Annotated in this window: 20 protein-coding genes; 13 read left to right on the forward strand and 7 right to left on the reverse strand. The window is 70.8% G+C overall.

Features of this window, described 5'->3' with window-relative positions; translation table 11 throughout:
- Positions 1–5: 5 nt before the first annotated feature.
- The 4 genes from E4099_RS00675 to E4099_RS00690 are packed head-to-tail and all read right to left on the reverse strand — an operon-like array spanning position 6 to position 1,795.
- On the reverse strand, positions 6–236 hold the full coding sequence (locus tag E4099_RS00675) for a gas vesicle protein GvpG (RefSeq protein ID WP_135336886.1): 231 nt from the start codon (positions 234–236) through the stop codon (positions 6–8).
- Between the two features lie 22 nt (positions 237–258).
- A complete protein-coding gene (locus E4099_RS00680) occupies positions 259–972 on the reverse strand; it encodes a GvpL/GvpF family gas vesicle protein (RefSeq protein WP_135336887.1) in 714 nt (237 codons plus the stop codon).
- 5 nt (positions 973–977) lie between these two features.
- A complete protein-coding gene (locus E4099_RS00685; RefSeq protein WP_135336911.1) occupies positions 978–1,430 on the reverse strand; it encodes a gas vesicle structural protein GvpA in 453 nt (150 codons plus the stop codon).
- 50 nt (positions 1,431–1,480) lie between these two features.
- Positions 1,481–1,795 carry a gas vesicle protein GvpO gene (locus E4099_RS00690; protein ID WP_245244449.1) on the reverse strand — a complete coding sequence of 105 codons (315 nt, stop codon included), beginning with the start codon at positions 1,793–1,795 and terminating at the stop codon, positions 1,481–1,483.
- A gap of 420 nt (positions 1,796–2,215) precedes the next feature.
- On the opposite strand from E4099_RS00690, the gene E4099_RS00695 reads away from it, so the two are divergent.
- The 3 genes from E4099_RS00695 (at position 2,216) to E4099_RS00705 (ending at position 6,209) form a co-directional block, all read left to right on the forward strand.
- Positions 2,216–3,508, forward strand: coding sequence for an esterase/lipase family protein (locus tag E4099_RS00695; protein WP_245244450.1), 1,293 nt, complete (start codon positions 2,216–2,218; stop codon positions 3,506–3,508).
- 218 nt (positions 3,509–3,726) lie between these two features.
- On the forward strand, positions 3,727–4,761 hold the full coding sequence (locus tag E4099_RS00700) for an alpha/beta fold hydrolase (RefSeq protein WP_135336888.1): 1,035 nt from the start codon (positions 3,727–3,729) through the stop codon (positions 4,759–4,761).
- Positions 4,758–6,209: a carboxylesterase/lipase family protein gene (locus tag E4099_RS00705; RefSeq protein WP_135336889.1), complete on the forward strand. Its 1,452-nt coding sequence runs from the start codon at positions 4,758–4,760 to the stop codon at positions 6,207–6,209. The genes E4099_RS00700 and E4099_RS00705 overlap by 4 nt, the downstream gene beginning before the upstream one ends.
- A 24-nt stretch (positions 6,210–6,233) precedes the next feature.
- Here E4099_RS00705 and E4099_RS00710 read toward each other — a convergent pair whose 3' ends face one another.
- On the reverse strand, positions 6,234–7,211 hold the full coding sequence (locus E4099_RS00710) for a nuclear transport factor 2 family protein (protein ID WP_135336890.1): 978 nt from the start codon (positions 7,209–7,211) through the stop codon (positions 6,234–6,236).
- A 396-nt stretch (positions 7,212–7,607) separates the two neighbouring features.
- Here E4099_RS00710 and E4099_RS00715 point away from each other — a divergent pair, with 396 nt between their 5' ends.
- The 6 genes from E4099_RS00715 to E4099_RS00740 all read left to right on the forward strand — a co-directional run bounded on the left by E4099_RS00715 (position 7,608) and on the right by E4099_RS00740 (position 13,172).
- Positions 7,608–8,822: a helix-turn-helix domain-containing protein gene (locus tag E4099_RS00715; RefSeq protein ID WP_135336891.1), complete on the forward strand. Its 1,215-nt coding sequence runs from the start codon at positions 7,608–7,610 to the stop codon at positions 8,820–8,822.
- A gap of 156 nt (positions 8,823–8,978) precedes the next feature.
- Complete coding sequence (locus E4099_RS00720) at positions 8,979–9,290, forward strand: hypothetical protein (protein WP_135336892.1); 312 nt, start codon at positions 8,979–8,981, stop codon at positions 9,288–9,290.
- Positions 9,290–9,634 carry a hypothetical protein gene (locus tag E4099_RS00725; RefSeq protein ID WP_135336893.1) on the forward strand — a complete coding sequence of 115 codons (345 nt, stop codon included), beginning with the start codon at positions 9,290–9,292 and terminating at the stop codon, positions 9,632–9,634. Before E4099_RS00720 ends, E4099_RS00725 begins: the two co-directional genes overlap by 1 nt.
- 106 nt (positions 9,635–9,740) lie before the next feature.
- Positions 9,741–10,064 carry a PadR family transcriptional regulator gene (locus tag E4099_RS00730; protein WP_135336894.1) on the forward strand — a complete coding sequence of 108 codons (324 nt, stop codon included), beginning with the start codon at positions 9,741–9,743 and terminating at the stop codon, positions 10,062–10,064.
- On the forward strand, positions 10,061–10,735 hold the full coding sequence (locus E4099_RS00735; protein WP_135336895.1) for a hypothetical protein: 675 nt from the start codon (positions 10,061–10,063) through the stop codon (positions 10,733–10,735). The genes E4099_RS00730 and E4099_RS00735 overlap by 4 nt, the downstream gene beginning before the upstream one ends.
- Before the next feature lie 316 nt (positions 10,736–11,051).
- On the forward strand, positions 11,052–13,172 hold the full coding sequence (locus E4099_RS00740) for an MMPL family transporter (protein WP_209446490.1): 2,121 nt from the start codon (positions 11,052–11,054) through the stop codon (positions 13,170–13,172).
- Between the two features lie 75 nt (positions 13,173–13,247).
- Here E4099_RS00740 and E4099_RS00745 read toward each other — a convergent pair whose 3' ends face one another.
- Entirely contained in the window at positions 13,248–14,489 is a 1,242-nt protein-coding gene (locus tag E4099_RS00745) for a PP2C family protein-serine/threonine phosphatase (protein WP_135336897.1), read from the reverse strand.
- 110 nt (positions 14,490–14,599) lie between these two features.
- Complete coding sequence (locus E4099_RS00750; RefSeq protein WP_135336898.1) at positions 14,600–15,133, reverse strand: type III secretion system chaperone family protein; 534 nt, start codon at positions 15,131–15,133, stop codon at positions 14,600–14,602.
- Between the two features lie 82 nt (positions 15,134–15,215).
- On the opposite strand from E4099_RS00750, the gene E4099_RS00755 reads away from it, so the two are divergent.
- From E4099_RS00755 to E4099_RS00770, 4 genes are all read left to right on the forward strand, one after another.
- On the forward strand, positions 15,216–16,427 hold the full coding sequence (locus tag E4099_RS00755) for an AAA family ATPase (RefSeq protein ID WP_342451891.1): 1,212 nt from the start codon (positions 15,216–15,218) through the stop codon (positions 16,425–16,427).
- Positions 16,427–17,149: an RloB family protein gene (locus E4099_RS00760; protein ID WP_135336900.1), complete on the forward strand. Its 723-nt coding sequence runs from the start codon at positions 16,427–16,429 to the stop codon at positions 17,147–17,149. The genes E4099_RS00755 and E4099_RS00760 overlap by 1 nt, the downstream gene beginning before the upstream one ends.
- A 91-nt stretch (positions 17,150–17,240) precedes the next feature.
- Positions 17,241–19,958: a type I restriction-modification system subunit M gene (locus E4099_RS00765; protein WP_135336901.1), complete on the forward strand. Its 2,718-nt coding sequence runs from the start codon at positions 17,241–17,243 to the stop codon at positions 19,956–19,958.
- Positions 19,948–21,180 (forward strand): restriction endonuclease subunit S domain-containing protein, encoded by a 1,233-nt coding sequence (locus E4099_RS00770; protein ID WP_135336902.1) that lies wholly within the window; start codon positions 19,948–19,950, stop codon positions 21,178–21,180. The genes E4099_RS00765 and E4099_RS00770 overlap by 11 nt, the downstream gene beginning before the upstream one ends.
- Positions 21,181–21,182: the final 2 nt, after the last annotated feature.

The raw sequence follows: 21,182 nt of genomic DNA on the forward strand, positions 1-21,182 counted from the left end.
GGTCATCACTGCCGTCCTGCCATCAGCTGGGCCAGCAGCTCCTCCTCCCGCTGACCGAACTCCTCCTCGCTGATACGGCCCTCGGACCGCGCCCGCTCCAGGGAGGCGAGTTCCTCCTGGAGCGCGGCGGGGTCGTCGAGTTCCTGCTCCGCCGCGAGGCGGACCTTGTCCACCACCCAGCCGACGCCCCTGACCGGGGCGAGGGGCAGCGTCAGAATCCCGGTGATCAGTCCCACGGCTCCTCCCTCACTCGGCTCGTCACGCGAAGCTGTACGGCGGCAGCGGGCCGCGCACCCGTACCTCCGCGGTCTCGCCGTACCGCTCGGCCAGCTCGTCGGCGGCCCGGACGAACTCCTCGGCCCGGTCCTCCTCGACGAGGAAGGACGCGTTGAGGAAGTACCGCTGGGAAGGCGGCGAGAGCTGCTGGGAGTGCACGAGCGGACGCAGCGCCTCGACGATCTCCGCGGCCAGCGCCTCCTCGGTCGCCTGCACCTCCTGGGCGAGGAGCTCGCCCAGCGCCAGCCGGTCCTCGTAGCTACCGCCGCCCGCGCGGGTGGCCTCGTTGAGCCGGCGGGCCTGTTCGGAGCGGGACAGCACCGCGCGCAGCAGCCCGTCCTCGTTCTCCACGGCCTTGACGTTGAACTCCACCCGGCCGGAGAGCGTCTCCAGGGTCTTGGAGAACTCCTCGGCCCGTTCCCGCAGCACCCCGCGCACGGCCTCCTCGTCCGCCGCCACATAGCCGAAGCTCAACGGCAGGATGCTGCCGTCGGCGCCCAGGCTCTGCTGGACGGCGTGGTGCGCCTCCAGGTCCCGCCGGGACATCGCGAGGTCCTCGGGGACCTCGCTCACCACGGCCCGCAGCGAGTCGCCACCGATCGTGTGCAGCGCGACGGGCGGGTCCCCCACTCCGTGGAGCTCCTCCAGACGCAGTGGGTGCGAGTCCGAGGTGATGGCGTAGACGTACACCGGCATGACGCTCAGTCCCCCCTCGATCGCGAGGAGCGGTGGGACCGGGGTTCCGGCTCCTCCTGCCGGGAGCGGCCGCGCCGCTCGGAGACGGTGTCCTCTTCGTCCTCGCCCTTGTGCAGCGAGTCGGTGATGGCCTCGACCGCGCCCGCGAGCGCTCCCTTGCCCTTGCCCTTGGCGACGCCTTCGGTGGTGTCCTGCACGATGTCGGTCAGCTGGGCGGGGGCCTTGCGGCCGGATTCGAGGTCGAGGCGGTTGCACGCCTCGGCGAAGCGGAGGTAGGTGTCGACGCTCGCCACCACCACGCGGGCGTCCACCTTCAGGATCTCGATGCCCACCAGGGAGACCCTGGCGAACACGTCGATCACCAAGCCGCGGTCCAGGACCAGGTCCAGCACGTCGTAGAGGTTCCCCGTACCCCGGCCGCCGCCTGCCGCCAGCCCACCGCCGCCTTGCGGAGTCACAGTCACGATCTTCTTCCTTTCACGAGGTCGTGACGTAGGGGCGTTCCTCGCTACCGGGCGTCCCTGTCCGTCTGCGCACGCGTGTAGCGACGTCCCCGCTCGTATCCCAGCAGTTGGCCGGCCGGACCCAGCACCACCTGGTAGCTGGCCATCACGCTGGTCGTCTCGGGGATCCGCTCCACCTCGACCACCTCGACCTGAGCCTCCCAGCCGTCCTCGGTGGGCCGCAGCGCGGAGACGGACTCGGGCCGGTGGCCCAGCAGCTCGGTCAACTGCTCGGCCGCGCTGCGCATCGCCTCCGCCGCGGACAGGCGCTCGGGCTCGCCTCCACCGTCGCGGTCACGGTCATCTTCGCGGTCGCGCACGCGCTCACTCTCGTGCTCGCGCTCGCGATCGCCCTCGTGGTCGCGGTCGCGCTTGCGGGGTTGCCTCGCCGCCTTGGGCTCACGGTCGTTCGTGATCTCTCACCTTCTTAGGCATGACATCCTAATTGTCCCTCTTGTCCCCGATGTGCGAAAGTCGCCCTCCCGGCCCATCGCCCCGGCGGGTTCTCCACGGGCCCGCGACGGGGCCGCCGGCCGCCTCCGGGCCTGGCCGAGGCGCCCTCCCAGCCGCACCGGGCACCCCGTCCCACGCGCCGCGCCTCCCTGCCCGGCCCCACACCGGGCGCCGCCCTTATGGGGCCCGCGCACATGCCCACCCGGGCGCCCCTTGCCTAGCGTGTGCGCCGCGCGGACATCGATCGGTACGGAGCCCTGGGGGCCAGGAGCGAAGGGGGTCAGGACATGCGATTCGGACGAGGCCGGCGGGGCTGGTGGCGGATGCTGCTCACGCTGTTGATCGGGGTGGCGGCGGGGCTGCCGGCCGCGGGGGGCACCGCGGTCGCCGCCGGGCCGCCCTCCTACCTCACCATGGAGGCGAGCTACGGAGCCGGCACGGTGAGCAACGGCTGGGAGCGGGTGGAGCGTTACCTCGACACCACCAGCGGATTCCGCACCGAGGGCTTCCCCGCGGACGGCCGCGGCGACCAGGACGGCAAGCGGGTCACCTACTTCGGCGGCGTCGCCCGCCCGTACTCCGGCCGCTTCCTGCTCTACTCGGCCCCCGGCTGGGACACCGGCAGCCGCGCCACCCCGGTCCTGCTGGTGCACGGCGCGAACGACACCGCGGACCGCGCCTGGGCCAACCCCGGCGAGTCCGGCGGCTACGGCTGCGGCGCCATGTCCTGCCCGTCCACCGGGCTGATGCAGTACCTGTCCGCGCGCGGCCACCGGGTCTTCGCGGTGGGCTTCGCGCACAAGCAGGGCGACAACCTGATGCAGGCGCAGGTCGTCGGTGACGCCATCGCCGTGATCAAGGCGAAGCTGGGCGTCAGCAAGGTCGACCTGGTCGGCTGGAGCAAGGGCGAGATGTCGACCCGGGCGTATGTGTCCTCGGTCAAGCCGAGTTGGGGCCGGCCGTACGCGGGCGACGTCCGCAAGCTGATCACCGTCGGCGGCCCCAACGGCGGCTACGACTACCCGTACGCGCACGGCTGGGCGCATGACTTCTCCATCTGGCCCGAGTGCGGCGGCAAGGTCAACGCCCCCTCCCCGCACGCCAAGATGACCTGCTACGGCACGTACACCGCCCACCCGGAGTTCTCCATGACGCCCTCCGGCGGCCAGGACAACTACCCCGGGCAGCGCCAGATGCTGGCGCGCTGGGACGGGGTGTACGGCGTGGACGGCGCCGCCCAGGACTGGTACACGACCTACTACGGCGGCCAGGGCTTCTACACCTCGGGCGACGGCATCCAGGCGGCCATCGACGCGGGCTCGCTGATCAAGCCGCTGCACCAGGCCGGGGTGCCCTCCTCCGTCACCACCTACCTGCTGGCCGGCGGCTCCCCGACCGTCGTGGGGATCTTCAACGAGAACCGCGGGCCCAGCGACGGCGTCGTCTTCGTCTCCAGCGCGCTCGACACCACCGGCGTCGCCACGGTCGGCGGCAAGGCCACCGTCGCCGACGCCAACCACCTGGAGCTGGGCTGGAAGAGCTCCTCCGCCTCCCAGATCGCGAGCTGGCTCGCCGCGTAGGCCGCCGGGGGCGGACCACCGGTCGTAGCACCGGCCCGCCCTCACGGATCACCGGCCGACCGGCACGGACCCCGAACCGAACCCCGCCGATCACCGGCACCGACCAGCCCCCACCGTTCACCAGCCGGCCCGCGCAGCTCGCGGGCCGGCTGGTGTGATCGTCCGCCCACCCCCGTACCGCACCGAAGCTCGCCCGCCGAGCCCCACGAAGGACACCCATGACCGCCGACCAGCTCCGCACCCGCCGGGTCCCCACCGACCGGCTGACCGTCCAGATCACCGAGACCGCCCGGGAGGAGGGCGAACCGGTGGTCTTCGTCCACGGCAACGTGTCCTCCGCCGCCTTCTGGCGCACCACGCTGCCCCTCCTCCCCGAGCGCTACCGCCCCATCGCCGTGGACCTGCGCGGCTTCGGCGGCACCGATCCGCTGCCGATCGACGCCACCCGCGGGCTGCTCGACCACGTGGACGACCTCGCCGCGCTGCTGGCCGCCCTCGGGATCGAGCGGGCGCACCTGGTGGGCTGGTCGATGGGCGGCGGCGTCGTCATGCAGTACCTGCGCGAGCACCCGGCCGCGGTGCGCTCGCTGACCCTGGTCAACCCGGTCTCCCCGTACGGCTTCGGCGGTACGCACGGGGTGGACGGGATCCTCAACTCCCCGGACGGGGCGGGCTCGGGCGCCGGGACCGCCAACCCGGAGTTCGTCGCCCGCCTGGCCCGGGGCGACCGGGGCGAGGACTCCCCGCTCTCCCCCCGCGCCGTCCTGGCCGCCTGCTACGTCAAGCCGCCGCTGCGCCCCGCGCACGAGGACGCGTACGTGGACGCCATGCTCACCACCCGCACCGGCGAGGACCACTACCCGGGCGACAGCGCGGGTAGCGAGGCGTGGCCCGGCGTGGCGCCCGGCGGCCGAGGGGTGCTCAACTCCCTCTCCCCGCTCCACTTCCGGATCGACGACCTGCATCTGGTCGACCCCAAGCCGCCGGTGCTCTGGATACGCGGCGAGGACGATGTCATCGTGTCGGACACCTCGATGTTCGACCTGGCGCACCTGGGCGCGATCGGCGCGGTACCGGGGTGGGACGGCACCCCGGCCCAGCCGATGGTGGCGCAGACCCGCCACGTCCTGGACCGCTACGCGGCGGCGGGCGGCGCGGTGCGGGAGGTCGCCCTTCCCGGTGCCGGGCACGCGGTGCACCTGGAGCGGCCCGAGGAGTTCGGTACGGCGCTCAAGGAGGTTCTGTCGGCATGACGGTGCGCAGCACGCGGCAGGGGGCGGTCCGCGGTCGCCCCGGCCCGGACGGAGTGGTGTCCTTCCTCGGCATCCCGTACGCCGCCCCGCCCTTCGGCCCGCTGCGGTTTCGCCCGCCGGCCCCGCCCGAGCCCTGGACGGGGGTACGGGACGCCACCTCCTTCGGGCCGACCCCGCCCCGGGCCCCCTACGCGCCGCCCTTCGACGCCCTGATCCCGGAGGCGGTCCGGCCCGGCGAGCACTGCCTGAACCTCAACGTCTGGACCCCCTCCCCCGACCCGGACGCCGGACTGCCGGTGATGGTGTGGCTGCACGGCGGGGCCTTCTCCAACGGCGCGGGCTCCACCTCCGCGTACGACGGCAGCGCCTTCGCCCGCAACGGGGTCGTCTGCGTCACCCTCGACTACCGGCTGGGGACCGACGGCTTCCTGCGGCTGCCCGACGCCCCGGACAACCGCGGGCTGCTGGACCAGGTGGCGGCCCTGCGCTGGGTCCGCGAGAACATCGCCTCCTTCGGCGGCGACCCGGACCGGGTGACGGTCTTCGGCGAGTCCTCGGGCGCGATGAGCATCGGCCACCTGCTCACCCAGGACGGGGCGCGCGGCCTGTTCCGGCGGGCGATCCTGCAGAGCGGCGCCTGCCACCACTTCCTGCGCCCCGCCTCGGCGGACCGGATCGCGGCGCACCTGGCGGCGAAACTCGGCATCGAGCCGACCGCGGAGGCGTTCGGCGCGGTTCCGCTCACCGAGCTGCTGCCCGCCCAGGGCGCCCTGCGCGCCGAGATGGCCGCCTGCCCGGACCCGGAGCTGTGGGGCGAGGCGGTGCTCAACATCATGCCCTTCGAACCGGTGGCGCCCGAACTCTCGCTCCCCGGCCCCGACCTGGGCGTGGACCTGCTGATCGGCAGCAACCGCGAGGAGTACCGCCTGTTCCTGGTGCCCACCGAGCGGCTGGACGCCTTCCCCGAGGAGCGTCTGCGCGGCATGGCGGCGGCGTACGGGCTCGACCCGGACCAGGCGCTTCCGGTCTACCGCGCCACCCGCCCCACCGCGTCCCCGGGCGAACTGCTGGACGCGGTGGCGACGGACTGGTTCTACCGCCTCCCCGCCGTGCGCCTGGCCGAGGCCGTCCCCGGCTCGTACGTGTACGAGTTCGCCTGGCGCTCCCCGCAGTACGGCGCCCGCCTCGGCGCCTGCCACGCGCTGGAGCTGCCCTTCGTCTTCGACCGCCTGCACGACCCGGCGTACGCCGCGATGCTCGGCCCCCGGCCGCCCCAGGCCGTCGCCGACGCGGTGCACCGCGCCTGGGTCGCCTTCGCCAGGACCGGCGACCCAGGCTGGCCCGCGTACGACACCGCCACCCGCGCCACCATGGCCTTCGGCACCGAGCCGATCGTGGAGACCGACCCGCGCCCGGAGGAACGGAAGCTGTGGGAGGGCGTGCGCTGAGCCGACGGACGGGGGCGTGCGGCCCTAGGGCTGGGCCAGCTTCTGGAAGAGCGTGGTGATCTGGTCACCGGTCGCCACCAGCGGCAGGGTGTCGAAGTACAACTCCCATGCGCCGTCCGGGCCGAAGCGCTCCACGATCCCGAACGGGATGTTCTCGCCCTTCTCGCCGGAGACCGTGCCGTGCCACTCCACGTATGTGGTGGTCGCGCCGATGGTGACCTGGCCCGCCTTGAAGCGGACGTCCGCCCTGTCGAAGAACCGCTTGAGGTAGGCCCGTTTGCCGGCCTGGGTGACCAGCGGCTCCGCGAGGCCGGGGCCGGAGAGCCGGGCGTCGGGCGCACGGGTCAGCAGGGCGTCGACGTCCTCGTCGTTCCACGCGGCCAGCCGGTCCGGGATCTCCGCCGCCCGGAACGGTTCCGGTTCGACCGGGGCGCCGGACGGCACCGGTCCGCTGTCCTCCACCCCGTGGAACAGCGCCTTGGGCACGTCCTTGGGGAGCGTGTCGCGGAACAGGACGTACCGGTCGTAGTAGCGGCGGGCCTGGATGGTCTTGCCGTCGTCGCCCAGCACATTCCGCGCGATCTGCGGATAGGCGACCGTACGGCCCTTGAGTGTCACCTCGTTCCACTGCCCGAACATCACCGAGCTGTTGTCGGCCACCACGTCCGTGCCCCGGTAGCGCAGGTCGGGCACGAGCCGCAGGGAGCCGGCGATGGAGGCCCCGATCACGTCACGGCCGCGCTGCGGTTCGGCCCCCGCCTCCCAGAGGGTGGCGTCCTTGTCGAAGATGTCGAGGTACGCCTGCACCCGCGGGTGCTCCAGGTCCCCGGGGGCCGGCGGGGTGCCGGTCGGCAGCTCCCCGAAGGTGATCTGCCGCTTCATGAACGCGCAGGCGTTCGGGGTGATCCGCCCTTCCAGGCGCTCCACCTTGGCCCGCGCCTCGGGGCAGTCGCCGTCCGAGGCGTCCGCCGCACCGCGCGGTTGCGCCGCCGCGGATGCCATCACCCCCACGACAGCCATCGCCACCCCGATACCCACCAGTCCACGGCGACGTCTCACGGCCATGCCCCACCTCGTCCACGTTCATCCCGCCACGGCCCACTGCCGTCCGGTGGGACCACCCTGGCCCGGCAGCCGACGCGGAGTCGATTACGTGAGAGGTAATGTCGCAGGTCAGAGCGGTGGGGGCCGGCCGCCCGGCCGGTCGTACCCGGGCCCGCGACCGCGGCACCCTTCGGCCCGAGGCCGCCTCGGGCTCCCTCCCCGCCGCCGTTGGACCCTCGCCCCGGAGGTAACTCTTCGCGCTCCAACTCCCAGGGTGACAGGAGCCACGATCCCGGTCCTCGCTGCCCGTCCCAGGCGTAGCGTGGTGAGCCGGACCTTTTCGCGGGGGTGGCCATGCAGTTCCCTGAGGAACCCGGCATCGGAGATCGCGTCGCCCGGCTCCGTACCCGGCGCAAGTTGACGCAAGAGGGGCTCGCCGAGCGAGCGGGACTCTCCGTCGACGTCGTACGGAAGCTCGAACAAGGCGTACGGCAGACCGCGCGGCTCACGACGCTCAACGCACTCGCTCGGGCGTTGGACGTGGAACCGTCGGTACTCCTTGGTCAACCCGCTACGTTCGAAGTCCGGGAGGACGGAGAGCAGCCTTCCGTCCTGGCCCTGCGGCAAGCCATCTCGCCCATCTCCGACCTGCTCGCCGAAGAACCGGATCCTGAGGATCCGCCCACCATCGCGGAGCTGCGGCACTCGCTGAGGTCCACCGAACGCATCCGGCGCGAGGGGCGCCTGGGGGAGATCGGCACCCTTCTGCCCCAGCTGATCCGCGATGCCAAGTGCGCGGCCCGCGCCCACTCGGGAGGCGAGGCCGCCGCCGCCCAGTCCGTGCTCGCCGAGGCCTACCAGGTCGCCGCCACCACGCTCACGGCACTCGGCAAGGAGGACGCTGGATTCACCGCCCTTGAACGCTCTTTGGACGCGGCGCGCAAGGGCGACGATCCCCACCTTCACACGGTGGCGATCTCCAGCCTGGCCTGGATCCTCACCAAGCAGGGCCGGCTGGCCGACGCCGAGCGGGCCGCACTGGCCACAGCCGAGCGCATCGAACCGGGATTCCGCTCGCAGCCGGTCGAACTGGCCCTGTGGGGCGTCCTGCTGCTCCGCGCGGCGACCGCCGCGGTGCGGTTGGAGCATCGGGACACGGTCCGCGAACTGCTCAACCTGGCCGGCGCGGCGGCAGCGAGGATCGGAACGGACCGGCTCGACTACGCCACCCCCTTCGGCCCCACCAACGTGGGTGTCGCCAAGGTCAACTTCCTCGTCGAGATGGAGGAGAGCGCCGAAGCCGTCCGAGCTGCCCGCACGGTACCGGACCTGGAGTCCCTGCCACCCACCTGGCGCGCGCGCTTCCATGTGGACCGCGCACTCGCGTACACGGATCTGAACAGGGAAGAGTTCGCGCTGAACGCGCTGCTCACCGCTGAGCGCACCGCGCCCGAGTGGATGCGCTACCACTCCACGAGCCGCCGCCTCGTCGCCGAGCTGCGGGGCCGGGAGCGGCGCCGCACCTCCCCCCTGACCGCACTCGCCGACCGGCTGGACATCGACGGGTAGGACAGGACGTCCCACCCCGCTCGAAAGGTGGCACATGACGTCACTGTCCGTACCAGGGGGCCTGTCCTAGCGTTACGGCACCCGTCGCGCGTAGGCGGACCTCGCAGCCGTACGAACGGCTCGGGGCGTGGCCGAGTACGAAGGAAGCAGGTCGACATGGCGAACCGCGTCGCCGTCCACTTCGCCCGGTTGCTGGACCGGGTCCTGCCGTCGAGCGGCCGGCACCGGGCCATCGGCTTGGCCGGAGCCGGAGCCGCACCCGGAGCCCAGCCGGGCACCCCACCGCCGCCCACCCGCTGGAAGACATACACCCAGACGCACTCACCGTCTCCGCTGCGCGCCGAGGACTGCGCCCTGGTCCGCCCCTACGTACGCTCCCCCGGCGAGGGTCGCCGCAGGCTGTGGCTGGCCGTGCGGGGTGTCGACATCCCGCCCCGGCTGTTCCACCCCGCGAAGGCGGCCGCCTGATGGAGCCGACCCGCGTCACCCGGCTGCTGCCCTGGAAGAGCCCGGACGGGAAGCCCTGCTACCTGGACACCGACGGCGAGAACACCGGGTACGTGTCCCGGCTGGCGGACGAGATGGAGGCCCTTCAGCTCGGGATGGCCATCGAACTGATCGGTCACGCCGAGGCGTTGCTGGGCGCGGCCAAGGCCGATGCCCGGGAGCTGCGGTTTCTCTCGGCGCGACTGACCGAGGCCCTGCGCGACACCACGCGCATCGCGGAGAGCCGGGGCGATCGGCTCGCGGTCTACTGCCCACCGGCCGCGGGGCCGACGGAGCCCGCTGCCCACCGGCCGCACGGCCGATGACGGCGCCGGCAGCCGGGCCCCGCCGCACCCCGGGGACAGCCGGCCGTCGCGGTCCCGCCCGCGCGGACGTATCCGGCGCCGGACCCGCTCTGTAGTGTGGGGAGGCGTGAAGGCGGAGAACCTGCGGGGCAATCTGGAAGGCATGCTGCTGGCGGTCCTCGAACCCGGCGCGCAGCACGGCTACGCCGTCATCGAGGAACTCAGGCGGCGCAGCGGCGATGCCATCAACCTCCCCACCGGGACGGTCTATCCGGCACTGCACCGGCTGGAGGCCGCGGGGTTGATCGACAGCGAGTGGAGCACCCACAACGGCCGCCGCCGCCGCAACTACTTCCTCACCGCGGCCGGGCACCGGGCCCTGGCCGACAAGCGGGCAACGTGGCGGGAGGTCTCCTCCGTCATCTCCGGCGTACTGGGCGGGCCCGCGTGACGGCGGCCGTACTGCGGCGCTACACCGACCGCCTGGCCGAGCACCTGGTCGGTTCTCCGACGCGCCGCTCGGCCATCCTGGACGAGGTGCTGGACGGCCTCCAGTGCGCGACGGACTGCCACCTGGACGACTGCCCCGACGCCGAGGAAGCGGCGCACCGCGCGGTCCGGGAGTGGGGCCCGCCGGCCGAGGTCGCCCGCGCCTACAACGACGCGACGCTGCGCATCAGCGCGAACCGGCTGTCCCTGCACACGATCTGCGCCCTGCCCCTGCTCGCGGCGGCCTGGGCCTCCGCACTGCTCTCAGGCCCTGCCGGGCCCTGGCCCCAGCACCCGCCGCTGCTGCTGATCGGGCTGGCGATCATGGCGTTCAGCTGCGTGCTGTCCCTGGCGGGGGCGTTCTCCGGGCTCCGGAAGGGCACCGGCCTCGCCGCCGCGGCCGCCCGGCGCGACCAGACGGTCACCACCGGCACCCTCACGGCCCTCGTCGGACTGCTCTGCGTCCTGGGGGCGTTGGTCCTGCTCCTGCTCAACCGCGGCCTGAGCCATCCGGAATCCCTGGACTGGGCCCTGGTCACCATCCCCGCGACGCTGACGCTGGCGGCCGGCGCGTACTTCGGTACGGCCTTGAAGCGCTTCGTCAGTGTCCTGCGCGGGGCCGATTCCCCTTAGCGCCCCACCCCGTTCGGCCCGGCCGCCATCGGCCGCCGGGCCGCCGGAGCGGTCCGCGAGCAGAGCCCTCGGCGGGCGTCGCCCTTCCCGGGGTACGCCCGCCGGGGGCTCTGCTCGTCGTACGTCCGCCGGGCCCGCGTGTCGCTCCCTTGCGGGAGTCCTTGCGCCTTGCCGGAATTCGTCACTCCGCTTCAACTCCGCCCCTGCGTACGCGCCTTGGAGTTGCGGCACCGCGCCCAGCGGGCTAACTTGACCCTCCCGCATATGTAGCGTGGCTACACAGTAGCGTCCCTACAGGAGGGTCACCTTGGAACGCATGACGCGATGGGTGCTCTCCCATCGGCTCCCCGTCGTCCTGGTCTGGGTGGTGCTCACCCTGGCCGGCGGTGCCCTGACGGGCGGCACGATCGACCGGCTCTCCTACGAGTCGCGGCTTCCCGGCAAGACCTCCCAGGCGGCCGACGACATCCTGGACCAGCGCTTCTCGCGGACCGGCGGCAAGAACGCCCCGCTGCTGCTCGTGGTGACCGTGCCGAAGGGCACCACCCTCGACAACGGCGAGGTACGCGAACAGTGGGGCGACCTGATCGCCGAGGTCACCCCGGAGGGCGGCCGAAGCGTCTCGTACGCGGGCCCCGGCGGCGAGTCCCTGGTCTCCCGGGACAAGCGCACCACCGTGGCGCTGGTCTATCCGCCGGCCGCGCCCTCCGAGACCCCGTACGCCCAGTCCCTGCCGGGCATCAGGACGGTGGTCGAGCACACGAGGATCGCCGGCGCCCCGGTCGAACTGACCGGTCAGCCGATCCTCTCCGGCCGGGACAGCGGAGCCGCCCGCAGCCCGATCCACGAGACGCTGATCGGCGCCCTCGGCGCCCTGGTCGTCCTGGCCCTGGTCTTCGCCAGCGGCCTGGCCATCGCGCCCCTGCTGATGGCCGCGGTCGCCATCCCCACCACGTTCCTGCTGGTGCGCGGCATCACCGGGATCACCGACGTCTCCTTCATCGTCCAGTTCCTGGTGGCGCTCATCGGCCTGGGCATCGCGATCGACTACTCGCTGCTCATCGTCACCCGCTGGCGCGAGGAGCGGCAGAAGCCCGGATGCGGCGGCGCCGACCCCGCCGCGCGACGCGAGGCGGTCGTACGGACCGTCGCCAGTGCCGGGCGCGCGGTGCTGCTCAGCGGCGCCACGGTGGCGATCTCCCTCGCCGCCCTCGTCGTCCTGCCCGTACCCTTCCTGCGCAGCGTCGGATACGCGGGGCTGCTGATCCCGCTGGTCTGCGTCGCCGTCGCGGTCACCCTGCTGCCCGTCGCGCTGTACAGCTGGGGCGACGCGCTCGACCGGCCGCGCCGGGTGCACCGCCCGGACAGCAGGCTGTGGAGCCGGATCGCCGAACTCACCACCCGCCGCCCCGCCTTGTGCGCCCTGCTCAGCGGTGCGGTCCTGCTGGCGCTGGCCGCGCCCGTCCTCGCCCTGCGCCTGGGGGAGCCGGCCACCTCGTCCCTCGCCCAGGGCGGGAAACCGGCCGCCTCGTTCCAGCGGATCGTCGACGCGGGCTTCGGCGAGGGCATCGCCCAACCCCTGGAGGTCGTCGTGCCCGCGGCGGGCCAGGAGGCCCTGCACGCCAAGCTCGCCGGGCTCGACGGCATCGCGGGCTCCGTCGCCCCGGCCGACTGGGCGCGCGGCGGTCAGCGCGTCATCGACGTGTGGACCACGGCCGCCTCCTCCAGCGGCGCCGGCCGGTCCGCCGTGACCGAGGCCATGGACCTCGCGGAGGAAACCCCCGGCGCCCGCGTCGGTGGTGGGCCCGCCACCGACGTCGACTTCATCGACGCGGTCTACGGCTCCCTGGGCCCCATCCTGGCCTTCGTCGCCCTGCTCACCTTCGCCGTGCTCGCCCGCACCCTGCGCTCGATCGTCCTGCCCCTCAAGGCGCTCTTCCTCAACGCGCTGTCCACCTGCGCGGCCTACGGGGTGGTCGTCCTCGTCTGGCAGAAGGGCTACGGCAGCGAGGCGCTGTTCGACACCCCGGCGATCGGCGCGGTGACCATCTGGGTCCCCATGGCGGTCTTCGCCTTCCTGTTCGGGCTCTCCATGGACTACGAGGTCTTCATCCTCCACCGCATCCGGGAGACCCACCTGGAGCTGACGGCCCAGGGCGAGCGCGACACCACGGCCCGCTCCGTCGTGACCGGCATCAGCCGCACCGGCCGGCTCGTCACCTCCGCGGCGCTCATCCTCTTCCTGGCGTTCACCGCGCTGGCCGGCATTCCGATCACCGACGTGAAGGTGTTCGCCACCGCTCTGGCGGCGGGCATCCTCATCGACGCCACCCTGGTCCGGGGCCTGCTCGCGCCGGCCCTGGTCACCCTGTTGGGACGGGCCAACTGGTGGTTCCCGCGCTGGTCACGGAGGGGGTCTGCGTCCCAGCGGGCGTAGTGCGGCGGGCCTCGCGCCGGTCGGGGAGTCGGCTCGGGTGTCACGGCTCCAGGGTCCCCGGGCCGTGCGGCCGGTTCAGAGGAAGATGACCAGCATGGCGATGTCGTCGCGGGCGGGGCCCTCGGACATGCCGAGTTCGTCCAGGACCGCCTCGGTGATGTGCTCGACGCCGACGCCGACGGACCGGGACAGCGCGGTGGTCAGACGCTCCAGGCCGACGTCGATGTCCTCACCGGGGCGCTCGATGAGCCCGTCGGTGTAGAGCACCAGCGCGTCGCCCGGCTTGTACAGGACGCTGGCCTGGGAGCGGGGGACCTGGACCATCAGGGCCCCGAGCGGCGGGTCGACGACCTGGTCCAGAAGCTCGGTGGTGCCGTCGGGGTGCAGCAGGATCGGCGGGGGGTGGCCGGCGCTGCTGTAGACGATCGCGTGGGCGCGCTTGTCGATGAGGGCCTTGACCGCGGTGGTGCCCAGGGCCCCCTCGATGGATTCGGCATACCGCTCCAGGGCTTCCAGCGCCCGGGCGGGGCCCTCGGAGGCGCGGATGGTGGCGCTGAGCGCGCTGCGGAGCATGCCCATGATGGTGGCGGCCTTCAGGCCGTGGCCGACCACGTCACCGACCGCGACGGCGACCCGGTCCTCGGAGACGTCGGCCACGTCGTACCAGTCGCCGCAGACGTTGAGCGAGTGGGTGGCGGGCATGTAGCAGACCGCGATCTCCCGGTGCCGTTCCGCGTCCGGGGCGTGGAGCATGGAGCGTTGCAGGGCCAGAGCGACCTGGCGTTCCTCCGCATGGGCCTGGCGCAGTTCGTCGTTGAGTTCCTTGAGTTCCCTGGCCCGCGCGAACAGCTCGATCTCCATCGCCCGCATCCGGTCCGCGGACGTGTCGGGCGGTCGGCCGGGCTCGTGGTCGCGCACGTAGCCGGTGATGTCCTCCACCCGCTGGATGATCCACGCCACCTCGCCGTCCGGGCCGAGGACGGGGGTGTTGATCGGGCTCCACCAGCGCTCCTCGAACACTCCCGGGTTTCCCGGCTGCGGGATGTCGTACTTCTGCGGCGCCACGACATCGCGTACCCGGCGCTTCAGGACCCTCTGCAACGAGGCGCGGAGGTTGCGGGCCCCCTCGGCCTCCGGATCGGCCGGGTTCTCTGGGAACACCTCGAAAACATGCCGACCCAGCAGCTCCTGGCGCCCGCGGCCGATCGTCTCCAGGTACGCCGCGTTGGCCTCCACGATGACCAGGTCCGGGCCCATGACCAGGCAGGGAGCCGGGATCGCCGCGAACAGCGCCGCGTAGTCGAGAGCACCTGTCATGGCGCCGCCCTGGCCGGATAGGGGGTCGTTTCCGCCCAATCTACGCCGCCGCCGCTGTGCGGGCTCGCCGGACGCTCGGGGCAAAGGCTCGGGGCCCGGACGCGGGAGTGTCAGTCCGTGTCCAGGTCGCGGGTCAGGTGGGCGAAGGCGGCCAGGTTGCGGGTGGACTCGCCGCGGGAGGTGCGCCAGGCGTACTCCTTGCGGATGGCGGAGGCGAAGCCCATCTCCAGCAGGGTGTTGAAGCTGCCGTCCGCGTTCTCCAGCACCACGCCCAGCAGCCGGTCCAGCTCCTCCGGGGTGACGGCGGCCAGCGGGAGGCGGCCCACCAGGTAGACGTCGCCGAGCCCGTCGATGGCGTAACCCATGCCGTACAGCCGGGTGTTGCGCTCCAGCAGCCAGCGGTGCACGGCCTCGTGGTTCTCGTCGGGGCGCCGGATCACGAAGGCGTTGACGGACAGCGAGTGCCGGCCGACCCGCAGCGAGCAGGTGGTGGACAGCTTGCGGGTGCCGGGCAGCTTCACCACGTAACCGCCGTCGGCCGACCTCTCCCACTCCAGCTCGGCGTCGCGGAGGGTCTGCTCGATGATCGTGCCGGCGTCCGCGTCACCAGGCTCGGACGGAGTGGTGTCCTCCCAGGTAGGCACCCGGGTGATCACGGCACTACCCTGTGCGCGAGTGAGAGGAGGCGGTGTGCTGCTGAGATTCCGCGTGGCGAACGTACACTCGATGCGCGATGAGCAGGAGCTGTCCTTCACCGTTCCCGCAGGTCAGGATGGGGGACCAGCGCGCACCGTAGCCTTGTCGAGCGGCAAGGACATCGAGGTCTACCCGTTGGTCGGCATCTTCGGCGCGAATGCCTCCGGCAAGTCCAACGTCCTGGCCGCCCTCTCGAAGATGCGCGACGCCGTACTCACCTCGTACGCGGAGTGGACCTCGTACCGGGAGATCCCCCGGCAGGTTTTCGCCCTGGATGACACCTCTGAACACGACAGCTCCTTCTTCGAAGTCGATTTCGTCGCGCAGGACGGTGTCCGGTGGACCTACGGCTTCGAGCTCGGCGCGACGCGGGTGGAGGCCGAATGGCTGCATGCCTATCCGCACGGCCGGCGCCAGGTCTGGTTCGAGCGGGACGCGACGCGGGACGAGGAGTACGACTTCCGGGGCGGCCGGGTACAGGACCGGGCGCGGCTGGCCCGCACCACTCGCCCGAACGCCTTGTTCCTCTCTCGCGCCGCCACGGACAACCACCCGCAGCTCACCCCCATCTACCGCTGGTTCGATCAGAACTTGTGGCTGATCACCCCGGAGCACGAGCTGCGAGAGCGCGAGGCGTACACCGTGCGCCGGCTCCAGGACAAGCAGTCCCGCCGCCGGATCGAGGAGCTGCTGCGCGTCGCGGACCTCGGCATCAGTGGTACCGCACTGGAGCAGCAGCCCGGCCGGACACCCACGGTCCGGCTGAAGCACAGCTCTGGCAGGCTGCTCGACTGGAGTCAGGAGTCCTACGGCACCCGCTCCTGGTTCGCCCTGCTCGGCCCCATGCTGCTCGCCCTCGACGAGGGTGCCGTGCTGCTCGTCGACGAGCTTGACGCCAGCCTCCACCCCCGCTTCGCCGCCGAGGTCGTCCGTCTCTTCCACGACCCCGCCGTCAACTCACGCGGCGCTCAACTGGTGTTCACATCGCACGATCCGTCGCTGCTTCGGACTCCGAGCGGCAGCCGTCTACTCGATCCCGGAGAAATCTGGCTGACCGAGAAAGACCAGGACGGGGCCACCGAGCTCTACCCCCTGACATCGGCCGAGCCCGGGGAGCGGGAGGACCTGATGAGCTCCTACCTGGCCGGTGCCTTCGGCGCTGTGCCAGATGTCACGGAAGGGCAGATCGCGCGCCGCCTGCTGGCGGCGCGCGCCATGGGAGCGGAGGCGGGACAGGCCTGATGGCGCGCACGAGGGGGAAGGACTCGACGGACCGGAAGCAGCGGCCGTCCAAGCGACAGCCCACCGTGTGGGTCTACACCGAGGGCACACTCACCGAACCGCAGTACATCGACATCGTGCGGCAGCGACGCGCCCCGGGCCTGCGGATCTCCGTGCGCATCGCCAACGACGAACGCACTCACGGCGGCACCAAGGGGCCCAGGAACCCGACCTACGACCGCAAACCACTCGATCTGGTAGAGCAGGCCGTCGCCAAGCTGCGCGAGGAGCGGCGCAAGGAGAAGCGGGAGAAGTGGCCCGATCCGCCGAAGGGCACCACCTGGACCACGGTGTGGTGCCTCTTCGACCGCGATGACCACCAAGGGGTCGACAAGGCGATCGGTCAGGCACAGGCCGCCGGCGTCAAGATCGCTTACTCCTACCCGTGCTTCGAACTGTGGCGGCTGCTGCATCACCGTGACTACACCTCCACCTTCGGCCGTGACTGCGACAACGTGACCAAGCGGCTGCCGTTCATCACTGCCCAGACGTCGAAGGAGGAAGCGAAGATCGTGCGCCCGGAGCAGATCCTCAAGGACCCCTCGGACGGGTACCTGAAGGCGAAGGCGCGGGCCAAGCGGATCAACGCCCAGTACGGAGATCACGTCCCGCACAGCAAGCGCGACCCCTACACAGACGTCTGGAACTTCGTGGAGGACGGCCTGGGCGTGACCGATTACTGAGCCTGAAGTGCGGGGTTTCCGGCCCCGGGCCAGTCGGCCGTAGGCTTCGGACAGTACGTGGACCCGCACAAGAGCACAGGGAGTCCGTTTCGTGGCCAAACTCACGCTCGCGCAACTGGAGCGCCATCTTTTCGCGGCGGCGGACATTCTGCGCGGCACGATGGACGCCGCGGAATACAAGGACTACATTTTCGCCCTGCTCTTCCTGAAGCGGGTCAACGACGAGTTCGAGGCGGCACGCGAGCGGATCATCGCCGAGGAGCTGAGCCGAGGCGCCTCCCAGGCCAAGGCCGAGGAGGAAGCCGAGAACCTCGACAAGTACATCATCCGGCGGGTGCTGTACGTGCCGAAGAAGGCTCGCTGGGCGACCCTGCGCAGTGCTGTCGATGACGTGGCCACACAGTCGCTTCAGCCCGCCCTGGACGCACTGGAAGCGCAGGAGGGCAACGAGGAACTCGAGAGCCTCTTCAGCCACGTGAACTTCAACCGCATCGGCGGCGGCTCCGGGAGCGGCTCGGCGTCCGCCAAACTCGCCGACCAGCGGCTGAGCGCCCTGATCCAGCACTTTGACACTCTGCGACTGCGCGGTGAGGACTTCGAGTTCCCCGACATGATCGGTGCGGCCTACGAATACCTGATCAAGGAATTCGCGGACTCGGCAGGCAGCAAGGGCGGCGAGTTCTACACCCCCCGCGCGGTGGTCCGAATGATGGTCGAGCTGGCCAGGCCACACTCCCGCATGCGGATCTACGACCCGTGCGTCGGCTCCGGCGGAATGCTCATCCACGCCAAGGAGTACATCGACGAGCACGGCGACAACTCCGAGGACCTCTTTCTCGCGGGCCAGGACGCCAACAGCGGATCCTGGGTCATGGCCACCATGAACATGCTGTTCCACGGGGCCCACGAATTCGAGCTACACACCGGCGACACCCTGAGCAACCCGCTGCACACGCGGCGCGATTTCCATCTCGTACTGAGCAACCCGCCGTTCTCGATGGACTACAGCAAGGCGGCCATCGGTGACATCGGGGCCCGCATGCCGTACGGGGCGACCTCGGAGCGCGGCAAGGCCGACCTGATGTTCCTCCAGCATATGCTGGCCATGACGCAGGACGCGGACGGCTCGGTCTTCACGGTGATGCCGCACGGCGTCCTGTTCCGTGGCAGCACCGAACAGGACATTCGCGCGCGGCTGATCGAAGACGACCTGATCGAGGCGGTCATCGGCCTCGCCCCGAACCTGTTCTATGGGACGGGCATCCCGGCGTGTGTGCTCGTGCTGCGGGCCAAGGGCACCAAGCGCGCCGACCGGCGCGGCAAGGTGCTCTTCATCAACGCGGACCGCGAATTCCATGCTGAACGGGCCCAGAACGTGCTGCTGCCCGAGCATGTGGAGAAGATCGTCTCCACCTTCCACGCCTCGGAACACAAGGATGCCTCGTTCGCGCTGCTCGTAGACCGCGACAAGATCCGCGAAAACGACTACAACCTCAACATCCGCCGTTACGTCGACAACACGCCCCCACCGGAGCCGCAGGATGTGCGGGCTCACCTGAGGGGCGGGGTACCGCTCAGAGAGATCGAGGCGAAGCGCGGTCTGCTCGACGCGTATGGGTTGAAGGTCACCGATCTTTTCGCGCAGCGGATCGATGCCGAGGGCACCGTGGACGACGCGTACGTCGACTTTCTGCCGGAGGGCGAGGGCCGCCCGGACGCCGCCCGGCTCGCGGAGCTGGCGGTACCGCGAGAAGCGGAGCTGCGGGAGGCGTTCGAGGAGTGGTGGACCACCGAGTCCGCCGCCATCGCGGACCTCGCACCACCGGAGAAGGGCGACGACCGCACGGAGGGCGAGCGCAAGGCGCAGCTGGCCAGGTTGCGCGCCGACCTGATCGACACGTTCACGGGGCGGCTGGGGAAGGTCGGGCTGCTCGACCGGTACGCGCTGGCGGGCGCCGTCGCCGGCTGGTGGCACGAGGCGAAGTACGAGCTGATGGCGCTGGCCGCGAACGGGTTCGGCGGGGTCGTGGACGGCTGGACCGAAACGGTCGAGACCATGCTGACGCCGGACCGCGACCCGAGGACCGGCGGCACCCGCAAGCGGACCGGCGCCGAGCGGCGCCAGGCGTACGACCACAAGGTGGTCGCGGCGATCGCCCCTGACTTCTTGAGCGAGCTGGCCGAGGCCGACGCGCACAAGGCGGACCTGGACGCGAAGTGGAAGCGGGCGCAGGAGGCGGACGCGGCGGCCTCGGCGACGGGCGACGCGGATCCGGACGAGGGCGGGGACGACGCGGGGGACGTTGAGGCGACCCCCGAGGCGCAGCGGCTCAGCGCGGACCAGCTGGCGGCGCTGAAGAAGGCACGTACCAAGGCGAACGCGGCGGTGAAGGCGCTGGAGGACGACTTCTGGCCGCTGGAACCCGCGCGCAAGGCGAAACCGGCGCCGCAGCGGGCCGCCGCCGCTGCGGCGGAAGGTGCCCAGCAGACCCTGCTGGACGTCGCGGCGACGGCCGGGGGCGACGTCGCGGCATCGGCTGAGACCGAGCAGCCACCAAAGCCTCGCCTGCTCCGGGCGCGCCATGCGCTCAACGCACAGGGCGAGCATGACACGGTGCTGGGGATCCTGCGGGCGGACCTGGCGGCAAAGCTGGACGGGCATGTGGCGCGGCGCCGACGGGAGTTGGTCGCGGCGTATCGGGTGTGGGAGGACAAGTACGCGGTGTCGTTGCGGGACATCGAGGCGCGGCGAGCCAAGGCAGCCGAGAAGCTTGAGCGTCTTCTTGAGGAGCTCGGCTATGCGGGATGACTCTGCGGTGCGTTGGATCCCGGTGGGAGAGCTCGGTGACGTCCGCATGGGCAAGCAGCTGTCCCCGGCAAGCCGGATGTCCGGAAAGCAGCTTCCCTACCTACGGGTGGCCAATGTCTACGACGGGTACATCGACTATTCCGATGTGAAGACAATGGGTTTCACTTCGGCTGAACGAGAGACCTACAATCTCCGGCCGGGAGACATCCTGCTAAACGAGGGACAGAGCCTGGAACTCGTCGGACGTAGCGCACTTTACGATGGCCCCGAAGGGGCATACTGCTTTCAGAACACTTTGGTGCGCTTTCGCCCAGGCGAAGAGATCGTACCGGAATACGCACAGATCATCTTCAGCAATTGGCTGGCTACAGGGGTCTTCGCTTCCATCGCCAAGAAGACAACCAGCATCGCCCACCTCGGCGGCGATAGGTTTGCAGCATTGCTGTTTCCTGCACGGACTCATCGAGAACAGCAACGCATTATCGAGGTCCTCAACGCCATGGGCGACGCGGAGCGCTCCATGAAGCAATCAATCAAAAAGTTGCAGGACATTCACTATGGGGCAACGGAGGGCCTGGCGGGAGCCAAGCTGACTTGCCTCGCCTCAGTCATAGCATCCGGACCCCAGAATGGCCTCTACAAGCCCGCTTCCGCATACAGCGCCATCGGCACGCCAATCGTCAGGATTAACAGCTTCTCAGGTGGCCCCTCCGACCTCACACGGAACCTGCTCCGCGTAGAGACCTCCGAGGGGGAGGTCTCGCGTTATGGCGTACGCCCGGGTGATGTCCTCATCAATAGAGTTAATTCCATCGACCTTGTGGGCAAATCGACCACCGTCCGCACACTTCTGGAGCCCACAGTTTTCGAGTCGAACATGATGCGCTGCAGGCTTCACGAAGATCGCGCGCTTCCCGAGTTCGTCGAATTGTGGTTGTCTAGCACCGCAGCTAAGCGCTATTTTCGACAGCGGGCCAAAAGCGCGGTTTCCCAAGCAAGCATCAACCGCACGGATGTACTAGCTACACCGTTCCCGAACATCGGAATCGAAGAGCAGCGGAGTTTCCTGAACAGCATTTCCGCGATCGACAATCAACTATCCACCCTGAAAGAATCTCTTGCGAAGCATGGCCTACTCAAGAAAGGCCTCACCGAGCGCCTCCTAACTGGCAGGTCAGATCAATCAGGCGTGAATTCGTGGGCCACCATCGCCACCCCATGACG

The organism is Streptomyces palmae (genome assembly GCF_004684805.1).
GTDB lineage: Bacteria > Actinomycetota > Actinomycetes > Streptomycetales > Streptomycetaceae > Streptomyces > Streptomyces palmae.

Excerpts from the sequence above, each read along its gene's own strand:
- E4099_RS00725 (WP_135336893.1), top strand. The coding sequence starts at position 9,290 with ATGGAGCCGACCCGCGTCACCCGGCTGCTGCCCTGGAAGAGCCCGGAC.
- E4099_RS00700 (WP_135336888.1), top strand. The coding sequence starts at position 3,727 with ATGACCGCCGACCAGCTCCGCACCCGCCGGGTCCCCACCGACCGGCTG.
- E4099_RS00740 (WP_209446490.1), top strand. The coding sequence starts at position 11,052 with ATGACGCGATGGGTGCTCTCCCATCGGCTCCCCGTCGTCCTGGTCTGG.
- E4099_RS00755 (WP_342451891.1), top strand. The coding sequence starts at position 15,216 with ATGCGCGATGAGCAGGAGCTGTCCTTCACCGTTCCCGCAGGTCAGGAT.
- E4099_RS00715 (WP_135336891.1), top strand. The coding sequence starts at position 7,608 with ATGCAGTTCCCTGAGGAACCCGGCATCGGAGATCGCGTCGCCCGGCTC.
- E4099_RS00695 (WP_245244450.1), top strand. The coding sequence starts at position 2,216 with ATGCGATTCGGACGAGGCCGGCGGGGCTGGTGGCGGATGCTGCTCACG.
- E4099_RS00745 (WP_135336897.1), bottom strand. The coding sequence starts at position 14,489 with ATGACAGGTGCTCTCGACTACGCGGCGCTGTTCGCGGCGATCCCGGCT.
- E4099_RS00760 (WP_135336900.1), top strand. The coding sequence starts at position 16,427 with ATGGCGCGCACGAGGGGGAAGGACTCGACGGACCGGAAGCAGCGGCCG.
- E4099_RS00770 (WP_135336902.1), top strand. The coding sequence starts at position 19,948 with ATGCGGGATGACTCTGCGGTGCGTTGGATCCCGGTGGGAGAGCTCGGT.
- E4099_RS00705 (WP_135336889.1), top strand. The coding sequence starts at position 4,758 with ATGACGGTGCGCAGCACGCGGCAGGGGGCGGTCCGCGGTCGCCCCGGC.
- E4099_RS00710 (WP_135336890.1), bottom strand. The coding sequence starts at position 7,211 with ATGGCATCCGCGGCGGCGCAACCGCGCGGTGCGGCGGACGCCTCGGAC.
- E4099_RS00680 (WP_135336887.1), bottom strand. The coding sequence starts at position 972 with ATGCCGGTGTACGTCTACGCCATCACCTCGGACTCGCACCCACTGCGT.
- E4099_RS00720 (WP_135336892.1), top strand. The coding sequence starts at position 8,979 with ATGGCGAACCGCGTCGCCGTCCACTTCGCCCGGTTGCTGGACCGGGTC.